At 64.1% G+C, this 21,975-nt stretch carries 12 protein-coding genes; 11 read left to right on the top strand and 1 reads right to left on the bottom strand.

Annotation, left to right across the window (positions count from 1 at the left end; genetic code table 11):
- The first annotated feature begins 101 nt into the window (after positions 1-101).
- The 4 genes from glmU to pth all read left to right on the top strand — a co-directional run bounded on the left by glmU (position 102) and on the right by pth (position 4,106).
- Entirely contained in the window at positions 102-1,610 is a 1,509-nt protein-coding gene (gene glmU / locus ACSBOX_RS15105) for a bifunctional UDP-N-acetylglucosamine diphosphorylase/glucosamine-1-phosphate N-acetyltransferase GlmU (protein ID WP_442543179.1), read from the top strand.
- The gene (locus ACSBOX_RS15100) at positions 1,607-2,587 is read left to right on the top strand and encodes a ribose-phosphate diphosphokinase (RefSeq protein ID WP_078105900.1); all 981 of its coding nucleotides are present in this window, start codon (positions 1,607-1,609) and stop codon (positions 2,585-2,587) included. The genes glmU and ACSBOX_RS15100 overlap by 4 nt, the downstream gene beginning before the upstream one ends.
- Positions 2,588-2,842: 255 nt before the next feature.
- Complete coding sequence (locus tag ACSBOX_RS15095; protein WP_442543178.1) at positions 2,843-3,415, top strand: 50S ribosomal protein L25/general stress protein Ctc; 573 nt, start codon at positions 2,843-2,845, stop codon at positions 3,413-3,415.
- 106 nt (positions 3,416-3,521) lie between these two features.
- On the top strand, positions 3,522-4,106 hold the full coding sequence (pth, locus tag ACSBOX_RS15090) for an aminoacyl-tRNA hydrolase (RefSeq protein WP_269993268.1): 585 nt from the start codon (positions 3,522-3,524) through the stop codon (positions 4,104-4,106).
- Positions 4,107-4,193: 87 nt separating this feature from the next.
- Here the strand turns inward: pth and ACSBOX_RS15085 are convergent, their stop codons facing one another.
- Positions 4,194-5,519, bottom strand: coding sequence for an integrase catalytic domain-containing protein (locus ACSBOX_RS15085; RefSeq protein ID WP_442543177.1), 1,326 nt, complete (start codon positions 5,517-5,519; stop codon positions 4,194-4,196).
- 166 nt (positions 5,520-5,685) lie between these two features.
- On the opposite strand from ACSBOX_RS15085, the gene ACSBOX_RS15080 reads away from it, so the two are divergent.
- From ACSBOX_RS15080 to ACSBOX_RS15050, 7 genes are all read left to right on the top strand, one after another.
- Positions 5,686-8,406: a LuxR C-terminal-related transcriptional regulator gene (locus ACSBOX_RS15080; RefSeq protein WP_442543176.1), complete on the top strand. Its 2,721-nt coding sequence runs from the start codon at positions 5,686-5,688 to the stop codon at positions 8,404-8,406.
- 76 nt (positions 8,407-8,482) lie between these two features.
- Entirely contained in the window at positions 8,483-11,137 is a 2,655-nt protein-coding gene (locus ACSBOX_RS15075) for a LuxR C-terminal-related transcriptional regulator (RefSeq protein ID WP_442543175.1), read from the top strand.
- Between the two features lie 212 nt (positions 11,138-11,349).
- Entirely contained in the window at positions 11,350-14,136 is a 2,787-nt protein-coding gene (locus ACSBOX_RS15070; RefSeq protein ID WP_442543174.1) for a LuxR C-terminal-related transcriptional regulator, read from the top strand.
- Positions 14,133-16,814, top strand: a complete 2,682-nt coding sequence (locus tag ACSBOX_RS15065; RefSeq protein ID WP_442543173.1) for a LuxR C-terminal-related transcriptional regulator — start codon at positions 14,133-14,135, stop codon at positions 16,812-16,814. The genes ACSBOX_RS15070 and ACSBOX_RS15065 overlap by 4 nt, the downstream gene beginning before the upstream one ends.
- A gap of 482 nt (positions 16,815-17,296) precedes the next feature.
- Complete coding sequence (locus ACSBOX_RS15060; RefSeq protein WP_442543172.1) at positions 17,297-18,679, top strand: nucleotide sugar dehydrogenase; 1,383 nt, start codon at positions 17,297-17,299, stop codon at positions 18,677-18,679.
- A 32-nt stretch (positions 18,680-18,711) separates the two neighbouring features.
- Complete coding sequence (locus ACSBOX_RS15055) at positions 18,712-19,716, top strand: dTDP-glucose 4,6-dehydratase (RefSeq protein ID WP_078105892.1); 1,005 nt, start codon at positions 18,712-18,714, stop codon at positions 19,714-19,716.
- Positions 19,717-19,912: 196 nt separating this feature from the next.
- Positions 19,913-21,760 carry an S-layer homology domain-containing protein gene (locus ACSBOX_RS15050; RefSeq protein WP_442543171.1) on the top strand — a complete coding sequence of 616 codons (1,848 nt, stop codon included), beginning with the start codon at positions 19,913-19,915 and terminating at the stop codon, positions 21,758-21,760.
- The last annotated feature ends 215 nt before the right edge of the window (positions 21,761-21,975 follow it).

Genomic DNA, 21,975 nt, shown 5'->3' with positions numbered 1-21,975 from the left:
GTCCACTGGCTGCGCGGAGGGCTGTGAATCGGCAAGAGTAGGATAGAGCAGATGCCGCAGCCGGGTTCGCCCGGACGTAACCGAGCAAGGAGAGCGACTTCGTGAGCCCCGATACTACTGGCCCCGCCGCTGTGATTGTCCTAGCTGCCGGAGCCGGTACGCGCATGAAGTCGCGGACTCCCAAGATCCTTCACGAAATCGGCGGACGCTCCATGGTGGCGCATGCCATCCTCGCAGCCCGTTCCATCGATCCCCGGCAGCTGGCCCTCGTGGTCCGCCATGAACGGGACTTGGTCGCCGAGCACATTGGACTGATCGATCCCGACGCCGTCATCGTGGACCAGGACGAAGTTCCAGGAACCGGGCGCGCGGTGGAGGTCGCCCTTGACGCCTTGGACGCGAAAGCCGAACTCACCGGCACGGTGGTCGTCACGTATGGCGACGTGCCGTTGCTGACCGGTTCCCTTCTCTCCGAGCTGGTCGCCACGCACGAATCCGAGGGCAACGCCGTGACGGTCCTGACCGCGGTCCTCGACGACGCCAATGGTTATGGCCGCATACTTCGTGCCGAGGACGGCACCGTCCTGGGCATCCGCGAACACAAAGACGCGAGCGACGCCGAGCGCTCCATCCGCGAGGTCAACTCCGGCATCTACGCGTTTGACGCAAAAGTGCTCCGCGAGCAGCTGCGCAAAGTGACCACCGAGAACATCCAGCAGGAAAAGTACCTCACCGACGTGCTCGGGCTGACGCGCGACGCCGGAGGCCGGGTTTCCGCCGTCGTCACCGAGGACCGCTGGCAGGTGGAGGGCGCCAACGACCGCGTCCAGCTCGCCGCCCTCGGGGCCGAACACAACCGCCGCATCGTCGAGGGCTGGATGCGTGCCGGCGTCACGGTCGTCGACCCGGCCACCACGTGGATCGATTCCACCGTCACCCTGGACGAAGACGTCCGCCTCCTGCCGAACACACAGCTCCACGGTGCCACCACGGTGGCGCGCGACGCCGTCGTCGGCCCCGACACGACCCTCACCGACGTTTCGGTGGGCGAAGGCGCGAAAGTGACCCGCACCCACGGCTCGGGATCCACTATCGGGGCCAAGGCCAGCGTGGGCCCGTTCACTTACCTGCGCCCGGGCACTGTCCTGGGCGAGACCGGCAAGATCGGCGCTTTCTACGAAACCAAGAACGTAACGATCGGGCGCGGTTCGAAGCTGTCCCACCTCGGCTATGCGGGCGACGCCGAGATCGGTGAGGACACCAACATCGGCTGCGGCAACATCACGGCGAACTACGACGGCGAGAAGAAGCACCGCACGGTGATCGGCTCGGGTGTGCGGACCGGTTCCAACACCGTCTTCGTGGCCCCCGTAACGATCGGCGACGGTGCATACAGCGGCGCCGGCGCCATCATCCGCAAGGACGTTCCCGCCGGAGCCCTCACCCTGAGCGTCGCTCCGCAACGCAACGCCGAAGGCTGGGTCATCGCCAACCGGCAGGGCAGCAACTCGGCCCGGCTGGCGCAGGCTGCGCAAGCCGCGCATGGCTCCACTGCCACCCCCGATTCCTCAAGTACTCCGGCAACCACAGAAGAGGGCACACAGGCATGAGCGAAATTACCGCACACGGTGAGAAGAAACTAGTTCTCGCCGCCGGACGGGCGCACCCCGAGCTGGCGCAGGAAATCGCCAAGGAGTTGGACACTGAACTCCTGCCTATCGACGCCTACGACTTCGCGAACGGGGAAATCTATGTGCGCTCGGGGGAGAGCGTCCGTGGCACCGATGCGTTCGTCATCCAGGCGCACCCGGCCCCGTTGAACAACTGGCTGATGGAGCAGTTGATCATGATCGATTCCCTGAAGCGCGCTTCGGCGAAGAGGATCACCGTCGTCTCGCCGTTCTACCCGTATGCCCGCCAGGACAAGAAGGGCCGCGGCCGCGAGCCGATTTCGGCCCGCTTGGTGGCGGACCTCTACAAGACCGCCGGCGCGGACCGCATCATGTCAGTGGACCTGCACACCTCCCAGATCCAGGGCTTCTTTGACGGCCCGGTGGATCACCTCATGGCCATCCCGCTGCTTGCCGACTACATCCGCACCAAGGTCGAGGCAGACAACATCACCGTTGTCTCGCCGGACACCGGCCGTGTCCGGGTCGCGGAACAGTGGGCCGAGCGCCTGGGCGGTGCGCCGCTGGCGTTCGTCCACAAGAGCCGCGACCTCACGGTGCCGAACCAGGCTGTCTCGAAGACCGTCGTCGGGCAGATCGAAGGCCGCACCTGCGTCCTGATCGACGACATGATCGACACCGGTGGAACCATCTCCGGAGCTGTCCAGGTCCTCAAGAACGCCGGTGCCAAAGACGTCATCATCGCGTGCACCCACGCTGTGTTCTCCGAGCCCGCGGCGCAGCGACTGGCCGATTCCGGTGCCCGCGAGGTCGTGGTCACCAACACCCTGCCGATTCCGGCCGACAAGCGCTTCCCGCAGCTCACGGTGCTGTCGATCGCGCCGTTGATTGCGCGCGCCATCCGTGAAGTGTTCGACGACGGTTCCGTCACGAGCCTCTTCGACGGCAACGCCTAGGGCCGTTTTCCCTTTGGCGGGACGCGGCTGCTAAACTCTTGGGGATACCTTGGCGAGGGAGAGGCACATCCGGGTTAAAACCGGGTTTGCGGGTCTCCGTTATCGACTGGGTCTGAATCTCCTTCAACGAAGGTGGACTGAACCTGCTGCTCAGCGGCGGGCATTCTGCCGGGCGTGGAAGGTCACCACAGACCTCCGCCCTTGCTGATCGACTTGCCGGCGACGTGCCGGCGCCACAGTAATCAAGGAGTACACATGTCTGAGCAGAAGCTCGCAGCAGAACTGCGCACCGAATTCGGCAAGGGTTTCGCCCGCCGCGCCCGCGCAGCCGGCCAGATCCCGGCCGTCATCTACGGTCACGGCGCAGAGCCCATCCACATCAACCTGCCGGGCCGCGCCACCACCCTGGCCGTCCGCGTTTCCAACGCCCTGCTGGCCCTGGACGTCAACGGCGAAGAGCACCTGGCCCTGGTCAAGGACATCCAGCGCGACCCGATCAAGCAGATCATCGAGCACATCGACCTCCTGACCGTCCGCAAGGGCGAGAAGGTCACCGTTGACGTGGCCGTCCACGTCATCGGCGAAGCTGCCATCGGCGCAGTCGCCAACCAGGAAGCCACCACGGTTTCCCTCGAAGCCGAAGCCACGCACCTGCCGACCTTCGTCGAAATCAGCATCGAAGGCCGCAAGGCCGGCGAGCACGTCCTCGCTTCGGACATCGTCCTGCCGAGCGGTTCGGCACTGCTCACCGACCCCGAGACCCTCGTCATCAACATCTCCGAGGCCACGTCCGAGGCCGAGGAAGAGGCAGTTGCTGCTGCCGAGTAGTCTTTCTGCCCAGTAGTCGGCAGAAGCCTTCGAGAGTGGCCGGGTCCCTGAGGGGTCCCGGCCACTTCTTTTTCATTCCACCCTCCTGATTCCCTAGGATGACTCCATGACAGACACCTGGCTGATCGTAGGCCTTGGCAATCCCGGCGCTGAATACAGCCACAATCGCCACAACGTCGGCCAAATGGTCCTTGACGAACTTGCCTCGCGCATGGGCGGGAGCTTCAAGGCCCACAAGGCCCGGGCCCAGGTGGTCGAAGGCAGGCTCGGGATCGGTGGCCCGCGCGTGGTTTTGGCGAAACCTATGAGCTACATGAATGTCTCGGGGGGACCTGTTTCCGGCCTGGCCCGGTTTTTCGACATTGCACCGGATCACGTGATTGCCGTCCACGACGAAATTGATATTCCCTTCAATACCGTCAAGTTGAAGATCGGCGGTGGGGAAGGGGGGCATAACGGCCTGCGGGATATTTCAAAGGCTTTGGCCACGAAGGACTATTTGCGGGTTCGCGTGGGCGTCGGCAGGCCACCGGGAAGGATGGACACCGCCGACTATGTACTCAGGGATTTTGGAGCCTCCGAAAAGAAGGAGCTTCCGTTTCTCCTGGATGAAGCAGCGGATGCTGTTGAGGTCTTGATGACTGAAGGCTTGCTTGCCGCCCAGCAGAAGTTCCACCCGGTCAAGGCCTGACCCCACCTCCGCGGCCCTACGTGCACTCAATTCAGTGGTTAACAAGTACCCTGATCGTTCGTCGCCTGACTAACCTGTTACCTCATGTCAATACCTCCGGGAAGGGGCATTCGTCGCCTCATTTGAATATCTCCGGTTGGGGCGGCGGTTCCAGCCCTCGTTGACGGGGGGTTTCACGGGTGCGGGCTGCTTGGCCGTGGCGAGGGTTTCGAGCCGGCCCGTGAGGGACAGGATCTGCCGGGACAGGGCAGCAGGTCTGATCTTCTTGTATTCGGTGTCCATGCGGAGCACGGCCATGGGCGAGACGCCGGGGTCGGCTTTCGTGCGTCTGTGCGGGGTTGCCGGAGCGTCGTGCTTCTTGGTGACCTTGGCTCCGACGCGGACCTTGGCGATGAGCTTCTGCTGGGGCAGCAGGTAGTTGGTGAAGATCCGGTCCAGTTCCCAGACCTGGTTCAGCAGCTCCAGTTCCGCGGCGGTGTCGTAGCGCAGGTAGCCGACGAGTTCACGGACCCTGGCCCAGTTTTTCTGCTCCACGTGGGCCCCGTCGTTCTTGTTGCCGGACCGGGAGCGGGTGAAGGTGATGTGGTGTTCCAGGCAGAAATCGTACAGATGGTTGTTGATGAACTCGCTGCCGTTGTCCGAATCGATGCCGATCACGGGAAAGGGAAACACCGACAGGACGTGCTGCAGGGCAGCGAAGACGTGCTTCTGGGCCCGGTTGGGCACGGACCTGTTCACCGTCCAGCCCGTGGCGATGTCGGTGACGGTCAGTGTGAAGCAGAACTGCCCGGAGTTGTTGGACCCTTCATGGCCGACCAGGTCGATCTCCACGAACCCGGGCACGGCATCATCCCACTGCGCCCAGGTCCGGATCGGGATCTGGGATTTCAGCAAGGACCCGGGCTTGGTGTGGGAGCGCCCCCGGGGCAGCAGCTTGGCCCGTTCCCCGGCCAGCCGCCTATCGATCGTTGCAGCGCTCATCCGCGCCAGCAGGGCCGCCTGCGGATCCGTGACCTGCAGCGCTCCCTCGTCCCGCAGCATCGGAACAAGTTCCGGCATCGCCGCCGCCAGCAGCCGTCCGGCCGGCGCCCGCAGCACCGCCCAGCACTGCACCAGGCCCGGCTGCAGATCCGCCCCGTACGCCGGAGCCCGGCCCGCCCGCACCGGACGCGGCCCGGGCGGATCAAGGGCATGCCGCAGCACCGCCCGCGCATAGTCCCGGTGCCAGCCCGTCAGCTCGACCACCTCGTCCAGGATCCTGCCCTTCCGGACCCGATCACCGGCCCGGTAGGTCCTCGCCAGCTGCTTCGTCACGGCCTTGCGCTCGGCCATCGTCAGTCCCATCCACCCTGCGTAACCCGCCACCGCCCGACCGGCAACCCCGAACCAGCCGGAGAAATGCTTATGAGGCAACGTATGCCCCTTCGCGGAGGTTTTTTACGAGTCAACTCAACTAATTGATTCGGACCGGGCGCTATGATACTTTGCAAATCACTGCTGGGGGTGAAGAGGAAATCCTAAAGCAAACGACCCGCTGAACGTCACGTCCGCCAGAGCTGCGAAGGTAGCGTGATCTAAATTGCGAGCAACACCGGAATCAGAAACAGGGCGACCCGCAACGGAGCGGCAGGCACTGGGGGCTGCAGAACGTCGAAAATGGTCGTCGCTGGTCCGGCAGGATCTTCAAAACACGGTTATTGAAGCGCTCGGCGAACCGTCTTCGTACGGAGTGGTGGTGGTTGGCGCACCGGGCGTAGGCAAAGCGACCTTTGCCCGTTCGGTGGAAGCCCGGCTCACTCCAAGGACCCACGTACTGCACCTCCACGGCTCCACGGACGTCAACACTCCGTTTGGGGCGCTCGCCCATCTGGTCGCGAGGCTGCCGGCAGAGGCCGCAGATTCCCCCGGCGCGATCATCTACGGCATCTCGCACTTGATCAGTTCCGATGCCGCGGGACGCAAAGTGCTCGTGGTCCTCTCGGAACTTCCTGCGCTGGACAGCATGAGCACGGCCCTCCTGGTGCACTTGTTAATTAGCGGGACCGCAAAAGTGCTCGTCACGGTCCGCCAAGCCACGGACATGCCGGAAGACCTGATCAGGCTCTTGAAAGACGGCCTCCTCGACGAGGTCGAACTTCAGGTCTTTTCCCGCGCTGAAGTTGCCAAATTGCTGGGCGGCGTCCTTGGAAAACGGGTGACCGCAACGGCAGCAAGCGCCTTGCACGCGTCCAGCGGTGGAAATCCCTTGGTTCTTCAAGCCATCGTCACCGAGCAACTCCGCTCAGGCAACCTGCACCTGGCCGGTCAGGTTTGGGCAATGAAGGGCGAAATCCATCTTTCTTCCGCGGAAGTCCTGACGGACCTCGTCCGGTCGCGCCTGGCCCGGGAGAGTCCCGCGGTCCGGGAAGCCCTGGAGCTGCTTGCCCTCATTCGAACCGCCCCCCTCTCCGTACTGTTGGACGTGCTGGAACCTGAAGTGGTCGCGGAGATGGAGTGGTCCGGTTATCTGCGGATCGAACCGTCAGGTGCGCGCCGCGTGGCGCTGCGCGACGAGTACATGGGTGAGGTCATTCGAGGCTGGATGGACCTGCCACGGCGGAATGAACTGCGGCAGCTTGCCGCCGGGGTGATTGGCAGCATAACCCGGGACCTCGACGCCGAGGCGCTCCTGGGCTTTGCCTCTTCGACGCTGAACGTCCGTGAAACCCTTGAACCGGCAGTGGCCCTGGCGGCCGCGACGGCGGCAAACAGGCAATTCGATCCTTGGTTCGCTTTGGAATGCGCCCGGCAGATCGGGCGCGAGGACAAGGAATGGGTGGCCGCTGCCCAGCAACGCTGCGTTTCCCACGTCATTCTGGCCGAGCACGAGGCAGCGGTGGCCGCATTGAAGGACGTTGCGCCCGAGCAGCTCCGGCGCCTTCCGCCCTACGAATATGCGGACTATGTCCAGGAGCTCTGCAGTGCGCTGTTGTGGATTCCAGGCGGCCACCTCCAGATACCCGGCCTCGTGGCCGAGGCCCAGGAAGACCTTTCCCGCCGGTCGCAGGAAGCCGGAGCGGATGGCACGGAAATTGAACGGGCCTGCGGGATGCTCAGGCTCGCGAGTTTCGAGCTCCAGGTCCATCAGGGCGAGTATGCCGACGTTGCCGAAGCCTTGGAGCAGGAGTACCGGGACGGCATTGATCTTCAGCAGCGGTTGAGCTGCGGGAGCCTGCTGACCATGGCCTGGGCGGTACTCGGCAGGGAAATGGAGGCCATCGAACTGGCGCGCGAGTTGAAGCACAAGATACAGCGCGCCAAGGCCCGGCCGCGGTTGCACAACTGGTTGTCCGAAGGCTTGTTCGCCGCACTCCTCTGCAGCGGACAGTGGGAGGAATTAGCGCGGATGCTGACGGCAACCCTCGATCAGCAGCCAAAGAACATCCACTACCTTGGCGGCGCCGCCGAACTCGCACTGGGTGTTTCCTACACGTATGCCGGACGGGCCTCAGTCGCGATCGACACCCTGCTGGGGGCCCAGGCACAGTTGGAGATCAGGCGCAACTACTACGGACCCGTCCTGGCCTACTCCGCGCTCGCCTTTGCCTACGCCCAGGCCGGCGACGTCAAGGAATCCCGGACTTTCCTCGAATTGGCCGAAAAAGGACAAGGCGAAACCGCGTGGTTCCCCGCATGGATGGCCGAATTCTGCGTCAAGATGGCACGACGCTGGCTGAAGGATCCCGGGGCGAAACAGAGCCTCATCGAGTCGGCCAACCGGGACCTGGCGAAGGGGCGGATCACCACGGCATCCATCAGCCTCTTCGGCGCCACCGTCCACGGCACCGAGGAAGAGTTGTTGCTCCTGGAGCAGGTTTCGTCCCGCCGCCAAGGCAAGATGGCTGCGGTGAACCGGATGGTGGCGGAGGGAAGCCGCAAGAAGGACCCGAAGACGCTGCTTCTTGCCGCTTCCGTAGCCCAGGAACTGAGCCTGGATGCAGTGGAGTCCCGCTGTGCCGTCCTGGCCTTGGACATCGCCCGGGAAGCTGGCGATTCGGCGTCCGCGAGGCTGGCCCAGCAGCGGCTGGACCGCCTGGTGGGTACCGTGCCTGTGCTGCCCCTGACCCCGCACACTTTCGGACCCGAACTGACCGAAAGGGAGCGTCAGGTTGCAAAGATGGCCAGTCAAGGGTTGAGTAACAAAGAGGTAGCCAACCAGTTGCAAGTTTCCGTCCGCACAGTAGAAGGCCATCTGTACCAAATCTTCACCAAAATGGGCATCTCATCGAGGAGCGAGCTTGAAGGAACCCCGCAGTCATGACAACGCTGCGGCGGTGCATGGTCATGTCGGAGGAACCGGCACAAGGCCGCCCGAACCGTGGCTCGATTATGGGCATTTGCTTCCTGGAATTGCGGCGGCAATCCGTGAGGACGATTGTTCGGCCGTCTTCATCGTGGGTGATTCCGGTCTCGGCGCGTCATCGCTCCTGGCCCAGGTGGGCAACGTCTTTGGCGGGGACCTTGCGGTAGTACCGATTCACGGGAGTCCGTCACTGACCGCTGTCCCGTATGGGGTGCTGGCTCCGTTTCTTTCCCACCTCTCACTTGCCGACATATCCTCGCGGGTCGCCGTGCTGCGCTCGCTTTGGGATCACCTCGAGGGCATCCGCGTAGGTACCGGGCCGGCTTTGCTGCTCGTCGATGACGCGCAGTACCTGGACGATGCAACATGCGCGATGCTGACGGAACTTGTTCAGGCAGGATGGGCCAAAATCGTTGCCGCATGCGTTCCGCGGCCGGGAGTTCCGGGCCCGCTCCTGCGCTTGTGGCACGAAGGAACTGCCGAGTGGTTCGACCTGGAGCCCCTGACAGCAGAGCAAGGCCACGAATTGTGCGAGGCCCTCCTGGGGGGTGTCGTCCTGAACAGCACGAGCCACGGTTTCTGGACCGAGGCAGGGGGCAACACCCTGCTTCTGAAGACCCTTGTCCGCGAAGCCGAGAGCTCGGGAACCCTCGTCCAGAGACACGGGGTGTGGCTCAAGGCAGCCGCAACACCTGTGCACACTGTGAAGCTCGAGGCCGTCGTCAAACTCCAGCTGATGCGTATTTCGGCCGCCGGTAGGGAAGCTTTGAACTTGATTGCCTTGGCGGAACCGGTGGACGAGACGTTGATTACCGTCGTGGCCGGAGAAGCGGCCGTGCAGGAGTTGGTGGACCAGCATTTGGTCAAGCCCGGGGGCAATGGGTTGCCAACCCTTCGGCTCGTCAATCCGGTCTACGGAGAGGTGCTTCGGAGCATCGTCCCGGCAGCGCAGAGCCTTCAACTGCACCGTCAGTTGATCGCTCGCATGGATGTCTTGGAAGACAACCCGGACTCCTTGCTGAGGATGGTGACATGGTCACTTGACTGCGGGGCGGATGTGCCCGATCGTCTCCTGATCCGGGCGGCTGTCCTTTCGGCGAGGCTCCTGCAGAGCGAGACGGCGTTGCGCATGGCGACAGCGGTACGGGACCCGCAGTGGCAATCGATTGCCCAGGCGGTCCTTGCCCGGTCGTACTTCAATCTCGGCCGCCGGGACGAGGCCGCGGCAGTCCTGGCACAAGCAACAGTCGACGCCGGCCCCTCCAACGTGGTTTCCGGCAGCCTTCTTCGCGCGGTCACGCGGGCCGCCGTCGGGCAGTCCGCTTCCTTGATCCGGGCAGAAGGCGAGGTCCTGCGCGAATGGGGCGGGCAGCAGCCCGGACTCGAGGGGCAGCGCTCGCCGGATGCGAAAGCCGCGGTGCCGCTTGCCGTCACCGTGATCGGGTTGCTGGCCGGGTCCGTGGACGGCGACTACGGGAGGATGGCCCCCGAACTGGAACGCGTGCTCCTCCAGTCGGAAACAGTGGATGGCTCTTTGCCTCCGCTGTTCAAGGCGCTGGCGCTGGCCATGAAGTCCGAAATGCTCTGCGCCTTCGGCCGCGGGCGCCAGGCAAAGCAACTGGTCCTCGAGGCGGCCACCCTAGCCCAGCCCCAGGAGAACGAGGTCTTCTTCGTCCCCGAGTTCATCTCCGCCCGCCTCGTCATTTGTGCCTTGGCCGTGGGTGACTGGGCGGAAGCGCAAAAGCTCCTCGACAGGTATTACGAAACATCGGGTGTCTCGATGGCGTCCTTCGGCGGAGCGGCCTACGTGGTGGCCGGGTACATCGCCATCAGGCAAGGAAAATCCGGCGACGCCTTGCCGTTGCTGACTGCGGGCCTCGAAGCCCTGAGGGACAGCGATCCGCAGAATCTCTTCGGGCTGTGTGCCGCCATGGCTTTCTACACGGCAGCCGGCGCGGGCTTGCCTGAAGCCGAACGGTTCCAGGCGGACTACAAGGGTTGGGGACAACACAGCACCCACCTTCTCGCGGCACAGGCAAAAAGTTTTTTCGACGCCGCGCTCGAACTCCTCAACGCGGACGGCTCCGGCGTGGAGGCGTTGCACCTCAACGCTGACAACGCGGCGAAGGAAAACGCCACGTACCTCGAACTTCATGCCCTGGAGCTCGTGCTTGGCCTGGGAGACACCAGCAGGCTGGAGCGGTTTTGTGAAACCGCGGCCGCCACCGAAGGCGATTGGGCGCAAGCGCTCGCGGAATACGGGCTCGCTCTTAAGTCCGGGGGTGCCGCGCGGTACCTGTCCGCAGCGGAGAAGCTGGAAGCCGCCACCATCTATCATCTGGCCGCGAAGGCTTATGGTTTGGCGCTGGGAGCATCGGACCGGGGCCACACTAAAGAGCTCAGCGCGATGGCCCGCGCGGGGCTGGCGCGCTGCAACGAAGAACTGGGACACGGCAGGGAAGAAACACCGCACGATTCCGTGGCTCCGAAGCTGACCAGGAGGGAATGGGACATCGTCAATCTGGCGGTCCAGGGCCTCAGCGACCGGCAGATCGCAGACACGCTGCTCATCTCCGTCCGCACCGTCGAGGGACACCTGTACCGGTGCTATTCGAAATTGGGGATCACTGGCCGGGACGAACTTGCCGGGGCTGCCGCCGTCGCGCAAGGAGCGTCGGGCACAGACTGAGGCCGGGAGCGGCGGCAGGGCAGTAGTAGCGTACTCTCGGTTCGAGCCGGAGACACTGCCGGCGACGAGTACCCGGCACCCGGGGCAGGGGTACTCACACCCGCATACGAGTATCCGGTGGCATGAAAGTCGAGTACTCACTACTGGTGTAGGCCTGACGGCTAGCTGGTTAATTGGGGGGTGTCACCACTCGATCACTGGGGGTCTCGCTCATGTTGACAGCAGGCAGTGCATCTACGGTCCATGCCCCTCGGTCCGGGGGCGGGTCCCGGTACCAGGCGTTCGACGCACCCTCGGCTCCAAACCCACATGACGGAGCCGAAGGCAAGCCGGTCATTCCGGCCGTCTGGCCGCCGATCGGGCCCAGGGCCGATGTTGAGGACATTGCCCTGGCACTCGCGGCCTCCAAAGGTGGAGTGCTCGTCACAGGCCCGTCGGGGAGCGGCAAGAGCTACTTGACTACTCGTGCGGTGAACGAACTACGCGGGCGCTCATTCGTCGTCGTCATCCGCGGCAGCGCAGCGTTGGCCAGATCACCCTACGGCGCCCTCAACATCCTTTTGAGCGATCTTGACCCGGGATACCTGGCCCATCCCGTCCTGGTGTTGTCGGCACTCACCAATTTGCTCCGTGAGCGCGCCGAGGGAAAGCCGGTGTACCTGGTCATTGAAAACGCGGCCGAGCTTGACGAGCTGGCGGCCATGACGGTTGCCCAGCTCGCGAGGAACGGCACGGCGCAGCTTGTCCTCACCTGCACCGACCCGCAGCGGCTGTGCGGCGAGATCACGCGGCTTTGCGGCGATGGGTTCCTGCACCGGATAGACCTCAAGGCACTGACTTTCCAGGAATCGCATACCTGGCTCGAGGCCGGGCTGGGAGCCCAGGTCTCGCCGTCCGGCGCCCATGCCCTGTGGACGGCCAGCGGCGGCAACCCCCATTACCTCAAGATGCTCGCGGCGGAGCTCGCCGAGTCCGGTTCGCTCCTGAAAAGCGACGGCGTCTGGGTCCTGACGTCCCGCAGCGAACTGCACGGCAGGGCAATCACCGATCTCATCACTACGCGGCTTGGGCGGATGGGGGCCGGTGAGCGCAAAGTCCTGGAGATCCTTTCACTGGCCAGGGCCGTCCCCCTGGAATCCCTCCTGGCCATCGCATCGGCGGACGATGTGGATTCCCTTGAGAAAAGGAGCATCCTCGTCGTCGACGATTCGCTGCCCAGGATGGCCCACCTCCAGAGCCAACTGGTGGGTGACGTGGTCCGCGCGAATGTCCCACCCGGCCGCAGCAATGAACTCCGCGGCTTGCTCCTGGACTCGATGGATCCGGCCCTCGGCCAACGCTCGATGTTGCTGTCCATGGCCGCGTGGGCCTTGGACTGCGGAGCCACGTTGGGAAGGGAAGAAGCGCTTGAAGCTGCCGCAGTGGCGAATCGGCAACTTGATGCGCGGCTGGCCCTCCGCCTGGTCCGGACCATTCCAGGCCACTCCACGCGGCCCGGGGCAGTAGCCGAGGAAGCCCGTGCGTTGATGACACTCGGCGACGTCGCCGGGGCCCGGGACGTGCTGAGGGTTCGCGTTGATGGGTCCGGTGACGAAGCCGCCCTTGCCGAATGGGTCCATCTCAAGCTGGCGGAGGCTTCGGTCCTTCTGGCGCTCCCCGAAACCACGGCGCAAGCGTGCGAGACCTTGGCACATGTCCGTCGACGGCTCGACGACGAAACGACCACAGCCGCAGACGGCCCGGGAATCGGCACGCTGCGGGAGGAACTTGTCCTGGCCGAATCGCAGGCGGCCAGCTACTCGGGTTCCTACGCTGAGATGGCGGCACGACTGGAAGAGGTGCTTCAAGACTTTGAATCGCACGGCACGGAGTTCCGCCTCCTCGCCGGAAGCTGGCTGTGCGAGGCATGGGCCCTGACGGGACGGCAATCCGAGGCGGCGGACATGGCAGAACAGCTGATGGCTGACTGCCATGATCCGGCCGTTTCCGTCTCCGCAGCCCGACGCGCCACATCGCGGCTGCGGTTCGCCTTCGTACTCGCCGGACGCTGGGACAAGGAAGCGGAAATGGTCCAGCCCGGCGATGATCTCCTGGTCTCCCCCGCCGAGGCCCTGCCGACGGCCATCGATCTTCCCAAAGCGATCTTCCGGTGCATCCAGGGCCGGGGTCAAGACGGTCTGGAAGCGCTCATTCCGGTGATCAGCCAGCTGCGGGTCCAGGACAATGAAGGCATGCTGGATGTCGCCTGCACGGCGGCGGCCTACGCCTCTGCCTTGCAAGGCGAGCAAGAGCAGGCACTGCGCTACCTGAAGGAAGCAGCCACCCAGCTGCGCAGGCCGACGTGGCGGAAGGAACGGACGAAAAGGTACCTCGCGGCTTTGGCCCGGGATCGAATCGAGGGCCAGGAGGCCGCCGTCGGTGAACTCCTGCGCTTGGCCGACGCCGACCGGGACGAGGGTGCCCCTGGTCACGAGATCTTTTCCCTCAGTTCGGCCGTTCGGCTGGGCGCGGTAACAGCCGCTCCGCGGCTGTTGGACTCGGCACTCCGCTGCCAGGGGCAGTTCGCCGAACTGTGCGTCGTGTACGCACGGGCGACAATATCTGGAAGTGCCGAGCTTCTTCTCGAGGCCGCGCGGTTGGCCGAAGACATGCAGAACGACAGGTTCGCCTTCGATATCGCGGAAACCGTGTTGCACCTGGACCATGTCCAGTTGGACAAGGCGGTCCTGAGGAAGGCGCGGCAGCTCGCGGAGACGTGCCGGCAGCGCTTGCGCACACCGCAAAGCGGCAACCAGGAAGGACTGAAGCTGACTGCCCGCGAGTTGGAGATCGCCAGGCTGGCGGCGAACCGGGAGAGCAACAAAGGCATTGCTGCGAAACTCCATGTCTCAGTACGCACGGTGGAGGGGCACCTCTACCAGATCTTCGGGAAGCTGAAAGTCGTGGAACGCTCCGAGCTCACCTTTGCCTTGGGCAACGTCGAAGGAGGTGCGAAATGACTGAGGTGGTTGCAGCCGATGCACTCGTCGGTCGATTCAGCGTGATGGCAGCCGTCGTGGACTGCCTTCTCGATGTCAATGGTCCCGGGGTCCTGCTATTCGGAGACGCGGGCATCGGCAAGACCGCACTGATTAACGAAGTGGTCCATGAATTGGGACAACGTGTCCGCCCTTTCAGGGTCTTTGCCGGTCCCACCCTGGCCTCGGTGCCGTTTGCCGCCTTGGCGCCACTGCTGACGGCGTTGACCCCCGGCCAGATCAATGAACCGTTGTCCGTCCTGAGGGCTGTGGTAGCGGCGTTGAACCCCGCAGGCCAACCGCATCCGGCACCAGCCGTCCTGATCGTGGAGGACGCTCACCACATCGACGACAGCAGCGTGGCTGTCCTGGCACAACTGGCGGCAGCGGAAGCCGCCAAAGTCGTGTTCTTGTGCCGGCCGTATCCTGCCCCGCCCGCCGAGGTTTTCTCGATGTGGTCCGAAGGGCTCGTGGACCGGTTCGACCTGCAGCCGCTCAATGAGCAGGAAGTCAACCAACTTTGCGCCCAGGCCTTGGATGCACCGGTGGTGCAGGGCACCAGCGCGGTCCTCTGCAAGTACTCCGGCGGAAACCCGATGTTCCTGCTGGAACTCATCGAGCACGCCAAGTCGCTGGGCCAGTTGGTGTGCCGCAACGATGCCTGGATGCTTTCGGGTGAGCTTCGGGGGACGAGTGTGCGCCTCATGGACCTCGTGCGGAACCAGATCCTGATGTTGGGAGCCGCGCAGCGTGAAACCCTGGAAACCGTGGCGCTTGCGGAGCCTGTGCCGTTGAACGTGGTGCAACAGGCCAGCGACTCCAGAGCCGTGGACGAACTGCAGGAGCTGCATTTCATCGAGATCGCGTCAGACCCCGCCCGGCATGTCCGGCTGGCCCAGCCGCTGGTGGGCGAAGTGATCCGCCAGCTGGTCCCGACCGCCCACAGCATGACCATCCGGCGGCGCATCGTGGACCTCATGGATTCCAAGCCGCAGACCATGGACGGACTGCTCCGCTACGTCTCCTGGGGATTGGAATCGGGCACAGAGGTCCCGGACTCCGACATCCTGGAAGCAGCCCAGCTGGCCAACCGGTTGTTCATCCCCAGCTACGTGGAACGGGTAGCAGGCGCAATCAAGGATCCTTCTCTGCGGCTGGCAGCCCAGGTTGAGGTGGCACGCGCCAAATGGTACCGGGGCGACATCAGGGGATCGGTATCCTCGCTCGCCGGAGTGGTGGATAGGACAAATGATCCGCGGACGGTCCGGCAGGCATCGATGTTGGCGGCCCAGCTTGCCGGGCGTCAAGGCGTCGGGCCGAACGCCATCAAACAGGCAGCATACGAATGGGAGGCGGCCCTGGCCAGGCTCGCCGAATCCCGTCAAGGCATCGACCCTGATGAACTGGAACGCGGAAAGCTGGGAAGCCGTCTCCTCTCACTGGAGGGCCTCCAAGCCGAAGGCCACTACATCGAGACGGAGCGTGAGCTCCGCCAGATCTGGAAAGAAGCGGACGACGACGAGTCCCGCCTCGTGGCGGGCACCCTCCTCGCGGAGGCCATGGCGGTCACGGGACGGCCGGTTTCCGCCATCCAGATCCTGATGGAGATCCAGGAGATGGTCGCCACGAGCGGCCACTGGAGCCTCCAATACGCAGGAATGGTGATGCGCCGCTACATCCTTGCCCTGCAACAGGCCGGTGAGTTCGGCGTTCTTGAAACGTTCCTCAAGAACCATGTTTCCCAAGCCCCGAACTCCCTGATCTATTCCGGCGGGATGTTCCACTTGGCGGCGGGCATGGTTGACCTGCGCCGGGGAGACCTCGGGGTGGCGCTGCCACGGCTTCGGCAGGCGGTCAGCATGCTGCGGGTCTCCGATATGGGGAGCGACCTGCCCGACGCCGTTGCTGCCGCCGCGTACGCGGCGTCGATCCTGAAGCGGCGTGACACTGCGATGACGTACACCAGCGAATACGACGCGTTGATCCGGGAAGGCGTGCATCCGTCCCTGCTGGCGCAAGGCCATGCGGCAGTTGCGCGGGCCGAACATACCGGAACGCAAACGGCGATCGCGAGGCTCATGGCCCTTGCGGATTCCGCGGCCGCGGACGGAGCGATCGGCGCTGAGATCGACATCCTGATGTTGGTGCTGAGGCTCGGAGACCCGGGAGTGGCACGCCGGCTGACGGCAGTGGCGGAAGGCAGCGAAGGCCGCACCGCGGAGTTTGCCCTGAGCGTCGGACTTGCCCTCGCGCACAAGGACGCGGACCGCCTCATTGAGCTGAGCGACTCGGCAGCCAGGGACGGCCTGGAGCTTGCCGCAGCCGACTGCGCGAGCCACGCCCTGCGGATCCTCGAAAGCAGGGGCGACAAGGCACGCCAGCTCGAGGGCCAGCGTCTCCTCAAGCGCCGCACGGCCGCCCTCGACAAGGCCGGTCCGGCCGTTGACGGAGGCTCCCCGGATCTCCAGAAACTGACCCGGCGCGAACAGGAAATCGCAACGCTGGTGCAGTCGGGATCGAGCAATAAGGACATTGCGCTGAGCTTGGGCCTGTCCTTGCGCACCGTTGAAGGCCATCTGTACCGAATGTTCGCCAAGCTTGGCATCAGCCACCGGGAAGACTTGATGAACGGCGCCCACGGCACGCAGGGCCTGGGCTAGCCGCGGGCGCGACTGGCCCGGCCCCGGCGATGGGTGAGCGCTTCCCCGAAGTCTCCTTCCGCCGTCGTCCGCTGCGGTAAAGGGCCCGAGGCCCAAAAGCGAGTACTGAATCGAGTGGTTAAAAGCGCTCGGACGGGTAGTCAGTGGCCTCGGAAGGGACCGCGCATCCAAAGACGGGTAGAGCCCACTCGCGCCCGCCCTAGGGGTTCGTTAATACGCTTTTCCTGATGGCAACCGCCACTCAATTGGGGATAAGTGGGTCTCGAGATGAAGCGCAGGAAGAATTCTTTGCTACAGGAAAACCACCCGGTAATCCAGCGAGAAATCAACTCCAATGCAACCGGGCGCCCGCATTTGGCGGGTACCCCCACAATCGAGCCGGCGGCGGGCGGTCATGTGCCCTCTGAGACCAGGGCACATCCCGTTTCGTCGCCGGCTTTCTTTCACACTGGAGACAACAGGCACCGGGAGGTCGACTGACCATGGCACCGAACACGAAGGTAAAGACCCTCAAGGCAGAGCCCAGCGGGAGCTCGCAGTCCTTGCACACACAGGCACCGGCATGGCCGGAGGGCGCAGGAACACGGGCAACCACGCAGGACCAGGCTTTTACCTTCGACGTGGCGATCGTAGGCATGGGCTATGTCGGCCTGCCCACCGCACTGGCGATCAACGCCTCGGGCCGGCGTGTTCTCGGCCTCGACGTGTCCGACGCCCGCTTGGCCGTGATCCGCGAGCAACGGGCGGATCTCCTGGACTCCGACAAGGAGCGGCTCCGGAACGCGCTGCTGGACCCGACCTTCATGCTGAGCAGCGACTTGTCCTTGCTTGCCCGCGCGGCGGCAGTGGTTGTCTGCGTTCCCACTCCCGTGGACGAGTACCTGGTCCCGGATCTCGGCATTCTCCGGGCCGCGTGTGCTTCGGTGGTCGATTTCGCGACCACGGGCCAGTTGCTGATGCTGACCTCGACGACGTACGTCGGATCCACCCGGGACCTTCTGGCTTTGCCGCTGGCTGCCAAGGGACTCATTCCAGGCCGTGACGTGTTCGTGGCGTTCTCGCCCGAGCGCATCAACCCCGGCGTGGATTCGTTCTCCCACGAAGACGTCCCGCGGGTAGTCGGCGGCGTGACCCCGGCCTGCGGCGAAGTTGCCGAGCGGCTTCTGAGCGCCAGCACCAAGCTGGTTCACGTGGTGCCGTCGGCAGACGTCGCCGAAATGACCAAGCTGGTGGAGAACACCTTCCGGGCCGTCAACATCGCCTTGGCAAACGAGTTCGCCGATATCTGCCACGAACTCAACATGGAGGTCATGGACGTCATCGATGCCGCTTCCACCAAGCCGTACGGATTCATGGCGTTCACCCCTGGTCCCGGAGTCGGCGGGCACTGCATACCGTGCGACCCCCACTACTTGCTGTGGCAATTGCGCAAAGCCCGCTTGACGGCCCCCGTGATCGAACAAGCGATGGCCGGCATTGCAGGCAGGCCGCACCAGGTGGTTGAGAAGGCCCGGCGAATCCTGTCGGACCGCAACCACGGTGTTGCCGGTGCCCGCGTCATGGTCCTCGGGGTTGCGTACAAGCCCGACGTCGAAGATCTCCGGGAATCCCCGGCGTTGGAGATCATCGCCGCCCTGATCGCCGACGGAGCGGAAGTGGCATTCTCCGACCCTTGGTGCCGGACGGCTCCGGACGGTCACGGCGGGACACTCGAGTCCGAGCAATCGCCGGCCGACTGGGGTGCGGATCTGGTGATCCTGCACACGAAGCACAGCCAGACGCAACTTGACTGGCTGGCCGGAGCACCGGCAGTCCTGGACACGACGTACCGCTTGCCCAAAGCCGATAACGTAACCCGGCTCTAGACCCACCCAGGTTTTCGACGGAAGCAGGAGTAATGAAAACAGCAATAACCGGCGGTGCCGGGTTCATTGGAAGCCACCTTGTTGAGCATTTGTTGGCGGCCGGGGACGAAGTCGCCGTGCTGGACAACTTGTCCACCGGACGCTTGGAGAATCTCAAAGGCGTCATCGGCCACAGGAACTTCCATTTCATCGAGGGCACCATTCTCGACCGCGACGCGGTGGACAAAGTGGTGGCTGGTTCCGACAGGGTCTTCCATTTGGCCGCCGCAGTTGGCGTGAACCTGATAGTCGACCACCCGTTGGAGAGCCTCCGCACGAACATCCATGGCACCGAAGTGGTCCTGGACTCGGTCCTGGAATCGGGTGCCTCGCTGCTGCTGGCATCCACAAGCGAGATCTACGGCAAGAACACCTCGGACAGCCTCTCGGAGGAAGCGGACCGCATCCTGGGATCCGCGCTCAAATCCCGGTGGACCTACGCCGCGGCCAAAGGCATTGACGAAGCATTCGCCCACGCATACTGGCGCCAATTCGGCTTGCCGGTTGCCATCGTGAGGCTCTTCAACACAGTCGGTCCGCGGCAGACGGGCCGCTACGGAATGGTTGTTCCACGACTGGTCCGCCAGGCGCTCGCCGGTGAGCCCCTGACGGTCTATGGAGACGGCCACCAGACGAGGTGCTTCTCCTACGTCGGCGACATCGTTCCGGCCATCGTCCGCATTTCCGAGGAACCGCTTGCCTACGGAAATGCCTACAACCTCGGCGGCAGCTACGAGATTTCCATCCTGACGTTGGCCCAAAGGATAGTCGAACTCCTCGGGAGCGACAGCGCCATCACCTTGGTGCCCTATGAGCAGGCGTACTCGGAAGGCTACGAAGACATGCGCCGGCGGGTTCCGGACAACAGCAAGTCCCTCGGGCTTGTCGGCTTCGACCCGAAGACCACCTTGGATGAAATCATCCGCAACGTCGCGGCCGACTACAAGCCGGCAAAAGTCCTGGATCCCGCGGGATGGAAGATCACCCTCGCATCTTGATGCGTGTTCTATGATGCCGCCGACCGTGCGGCGTCGTTCAACTGAAGTCGTTCAACTGAAGAAGCAGCATCAAAGGAAAGGCTGAGTGCAAATGCAACGTGTTTGGGGGGCGTCCTTGTCTCAACCTCGACATAGGGCCCAACGTTTGAGCCCTGCGGGAAAATCGCGTTGGCTCGCCGGAGTTCTGAGCGTCTTGATGTCAGCGTCTGTTTTCGGGATAGCGGTACCGGCCGCCCACGCCGCGCCAAACACCATTATCACCCTGACGTTCGACGACGCCAACGCGGACCAGATCCCCGCTGCGGCCATCCTCAAAAGCAACGGGCTCAAAGGGACGTTCTTTACGCCGTCAGGCTTCCTCAATGCTCCGAACTACATGACAACGCAGGAAGCACTGGCGTTGCAGGCGGACGGCAACGAGATAGGCGGCCACACCGTCACCCACCCGGACCTGGCCCAAATGGGTCCGGACGAGGTCAAACGCCAGATCTGCAATGACCGGGTCAATCTCACCAACATGGGATTCACGGTCACCAACTTCGCGTACCCCTTCGCGTCCCTCACCCCTGCGGTGGAGAGCACTGTTGCGGCGTGCGGCTACAACAGCGCCCGCGGGCTCGGAGACCTTGAAAGCGTTGTGCCAGGAAGCGCCGGACTTGGATTCGCTGAGACCCTTCCTCCGGCCGATCCTTATGACACGAAGGCCCCGGACGAAGTGGACAACACCTGGACCTTGACCGATCTGCAGAACCTGGTCACCAAGGCCGAGCCGGGCGGCGGCTGGGTCCAAGTGACGTTCCACCACATCGGCACCGGCATCGATCCGACGTCGGGAATCGCCGATCCGCTGACGGTATCCACCGCGCTCTTCACCCAGTATGTACAGTGGCTGGCCGCGGAGAAGGCCGCCGGGCGGATCGCCGTCCAAACGGTGCAAGAGACACTGGGCGGAGCGTCCAAGCCGGTTGTCGCCGGGCCGGCCGCTCCGCCGCCCGTCACCGCGGGGAACCTCGTGAAGAACGCCAGCATGGAAACCGCCGGGCCGGTGGCCTCTGGACTACCGCAGTGCTGGGCCCAAGGCAGCTATGGCAGCCACACGGCGACCTTCACTACGGTAACTCCCGGCCATGGAGGCACCACAGGGACCCACGCCGAACAGCTCCTGATGTCCGCCTATGTCAGCGGGGACGCCAAGCTCTTGCCTACCCTCGACTTGGGCGAGTGCGCGCCGAGTGCTACCCCCGGCCACACCTACGAGATGAAGGCCTGGTATACCTCGACGACCACCACTCAATTCGAACTGTATTACCGCACCGGGCTGGGCACCTGGACGTATTGGACCGCCAGCCCGTATTTCCCGGCATCCACCTCCTGGGCCCATGCCACCTGGACCTCGCCGGTACTTCCCGCCGGTGCTTCGGCCATCAGTTTGGGCTTGAACCTGCTCGGCAACGGCACACTGACCACGGATGATTTCGAACTCTATGACAGTGCAGGCATCAAGCATTTCACCGATGTCACTCCTACCTCGGCCTTCTATGACGAGATCAGTTGGCTATCGAACAATTTGATATCGCAGGGTTGGCCGGACAACACCTACCGTCCCCTCACCTCAATCACCCGCGATGCCATGGCTGCGTTCCTGTACCGGTTCTCCGGAAGCCCTGCGGTGCCGGCGAATGCTCCCACCTTCTCCGACGTTCCTCCCGGTGCTCCGTTCTACAACGAGATCCGGTGGCTGGCTTCAACAGGGATCACGAAAGGCTACCCGGACGGAACCTACCACCCTGGTGAAGCCGTCAGCCGGGCCGCGATGGCCGCGTTCCTCTACCGCATCAAGGGCAGTCCCGCCGTGCCGGCGAACGCACCGCCCTTCTCCGATGTACCGGTGGGCGCTCCGTTCTACAACGAGATCCGGTGGTTGGCGTCCACAGGCATCACCACCGGCTTCCCGGATGGCACGTACAGGCCAACCACCGCCATCAACCGCGACGCCATGGCTGCTTTCCTGTATCGCTACAACATCGATTTCCCTAAAGGCTGACGGCGGCTCGTCCTGAGGGATGGCGGGCGGGGTTTCCCAGGCAATTTCCGGTGAACCCCCACCCAAGGCCACGTACACTGCGAGAAGCACCCGAGAAAGGCCCCTAGGGGAGTGAATGGTGAATACGGCGAAATCGACGGTCAAGCGTTGGAACCGCCCAGCAGTCTGCTGTGCTTTTTCCCTGGCCCTGCTGACGGCGGCCTGCACTGGACCTG

Origin of the sequence: Arthrobacter sp. KN11-1C, from assembly GCF_052180225.1 — a bacterium.
GTDB lineage: Bacteria > Actinomycetota > Actinomycetes > Actinomycetales > Micrococcaceae > Arthrobacter.
Note: the sequence above shows the minus strand (reverse complement) of the source record. Positions and strands in the feature narration are given on the sequence as shown.

Coding starts and splice junctions, on each gene's coding strand:
- pth (WP_269993268.1), top strand. CDS start 3,522: ATGACAGACACCTGGCTGATCGTAGGCCTTGGCAATCCCGGCGCTGAA.
- ACSBOX_RS15100 (WP_078105900.1), top strand. CDS start 1,607: ATGAGCGAAATTACCGCACACGGTGAGAAGAAACTAGTTCTCGCCGCC.
- ACSBOX_RS15060 (WP_442543172.1), top strand. CDS start 17,297: ATGGCACCGAACACGAAGGTAAAGACCCTCAAGGCAGAGCCCAGCGGG.
- ACSBOX_RS15055 (WP_078105892.1), top strand. CDS start 18,712: ATGAAAACAGCAATAACCGGCGGTGCCGGGTTCATTGGAAGCCACCTT.
- ACSBOX_RS15065 (WP_442543173.1), top strand. CDS start 14,133: ATGACTGAGGTGGTTGCAGCCGATGCACTCGTCGGTCGATTCAGCGTG.
- ACSBOX_RS15095 (WP_442543178.1), top strand. CDS start 2,843: ATGTCTGAGCAGAAGCTCGCAGCAGAACTGCGCACCGAATTCGGCAAG.
- ACSBOX_RS15050 (WP_442543171.1), top strand. CDS start 19,913: ATGTCAGCGTCTGTTTTCGGGATAGCGGTACCGGCCGCCCACGCCGCG.
- ACSBOX_RS15070 (WP_442543174.1), top strand. CDS start 11,350: ATGTTGACAGCAGGCAGTGCATCTACGGTCCATGCCCCTCGGTCCGGG.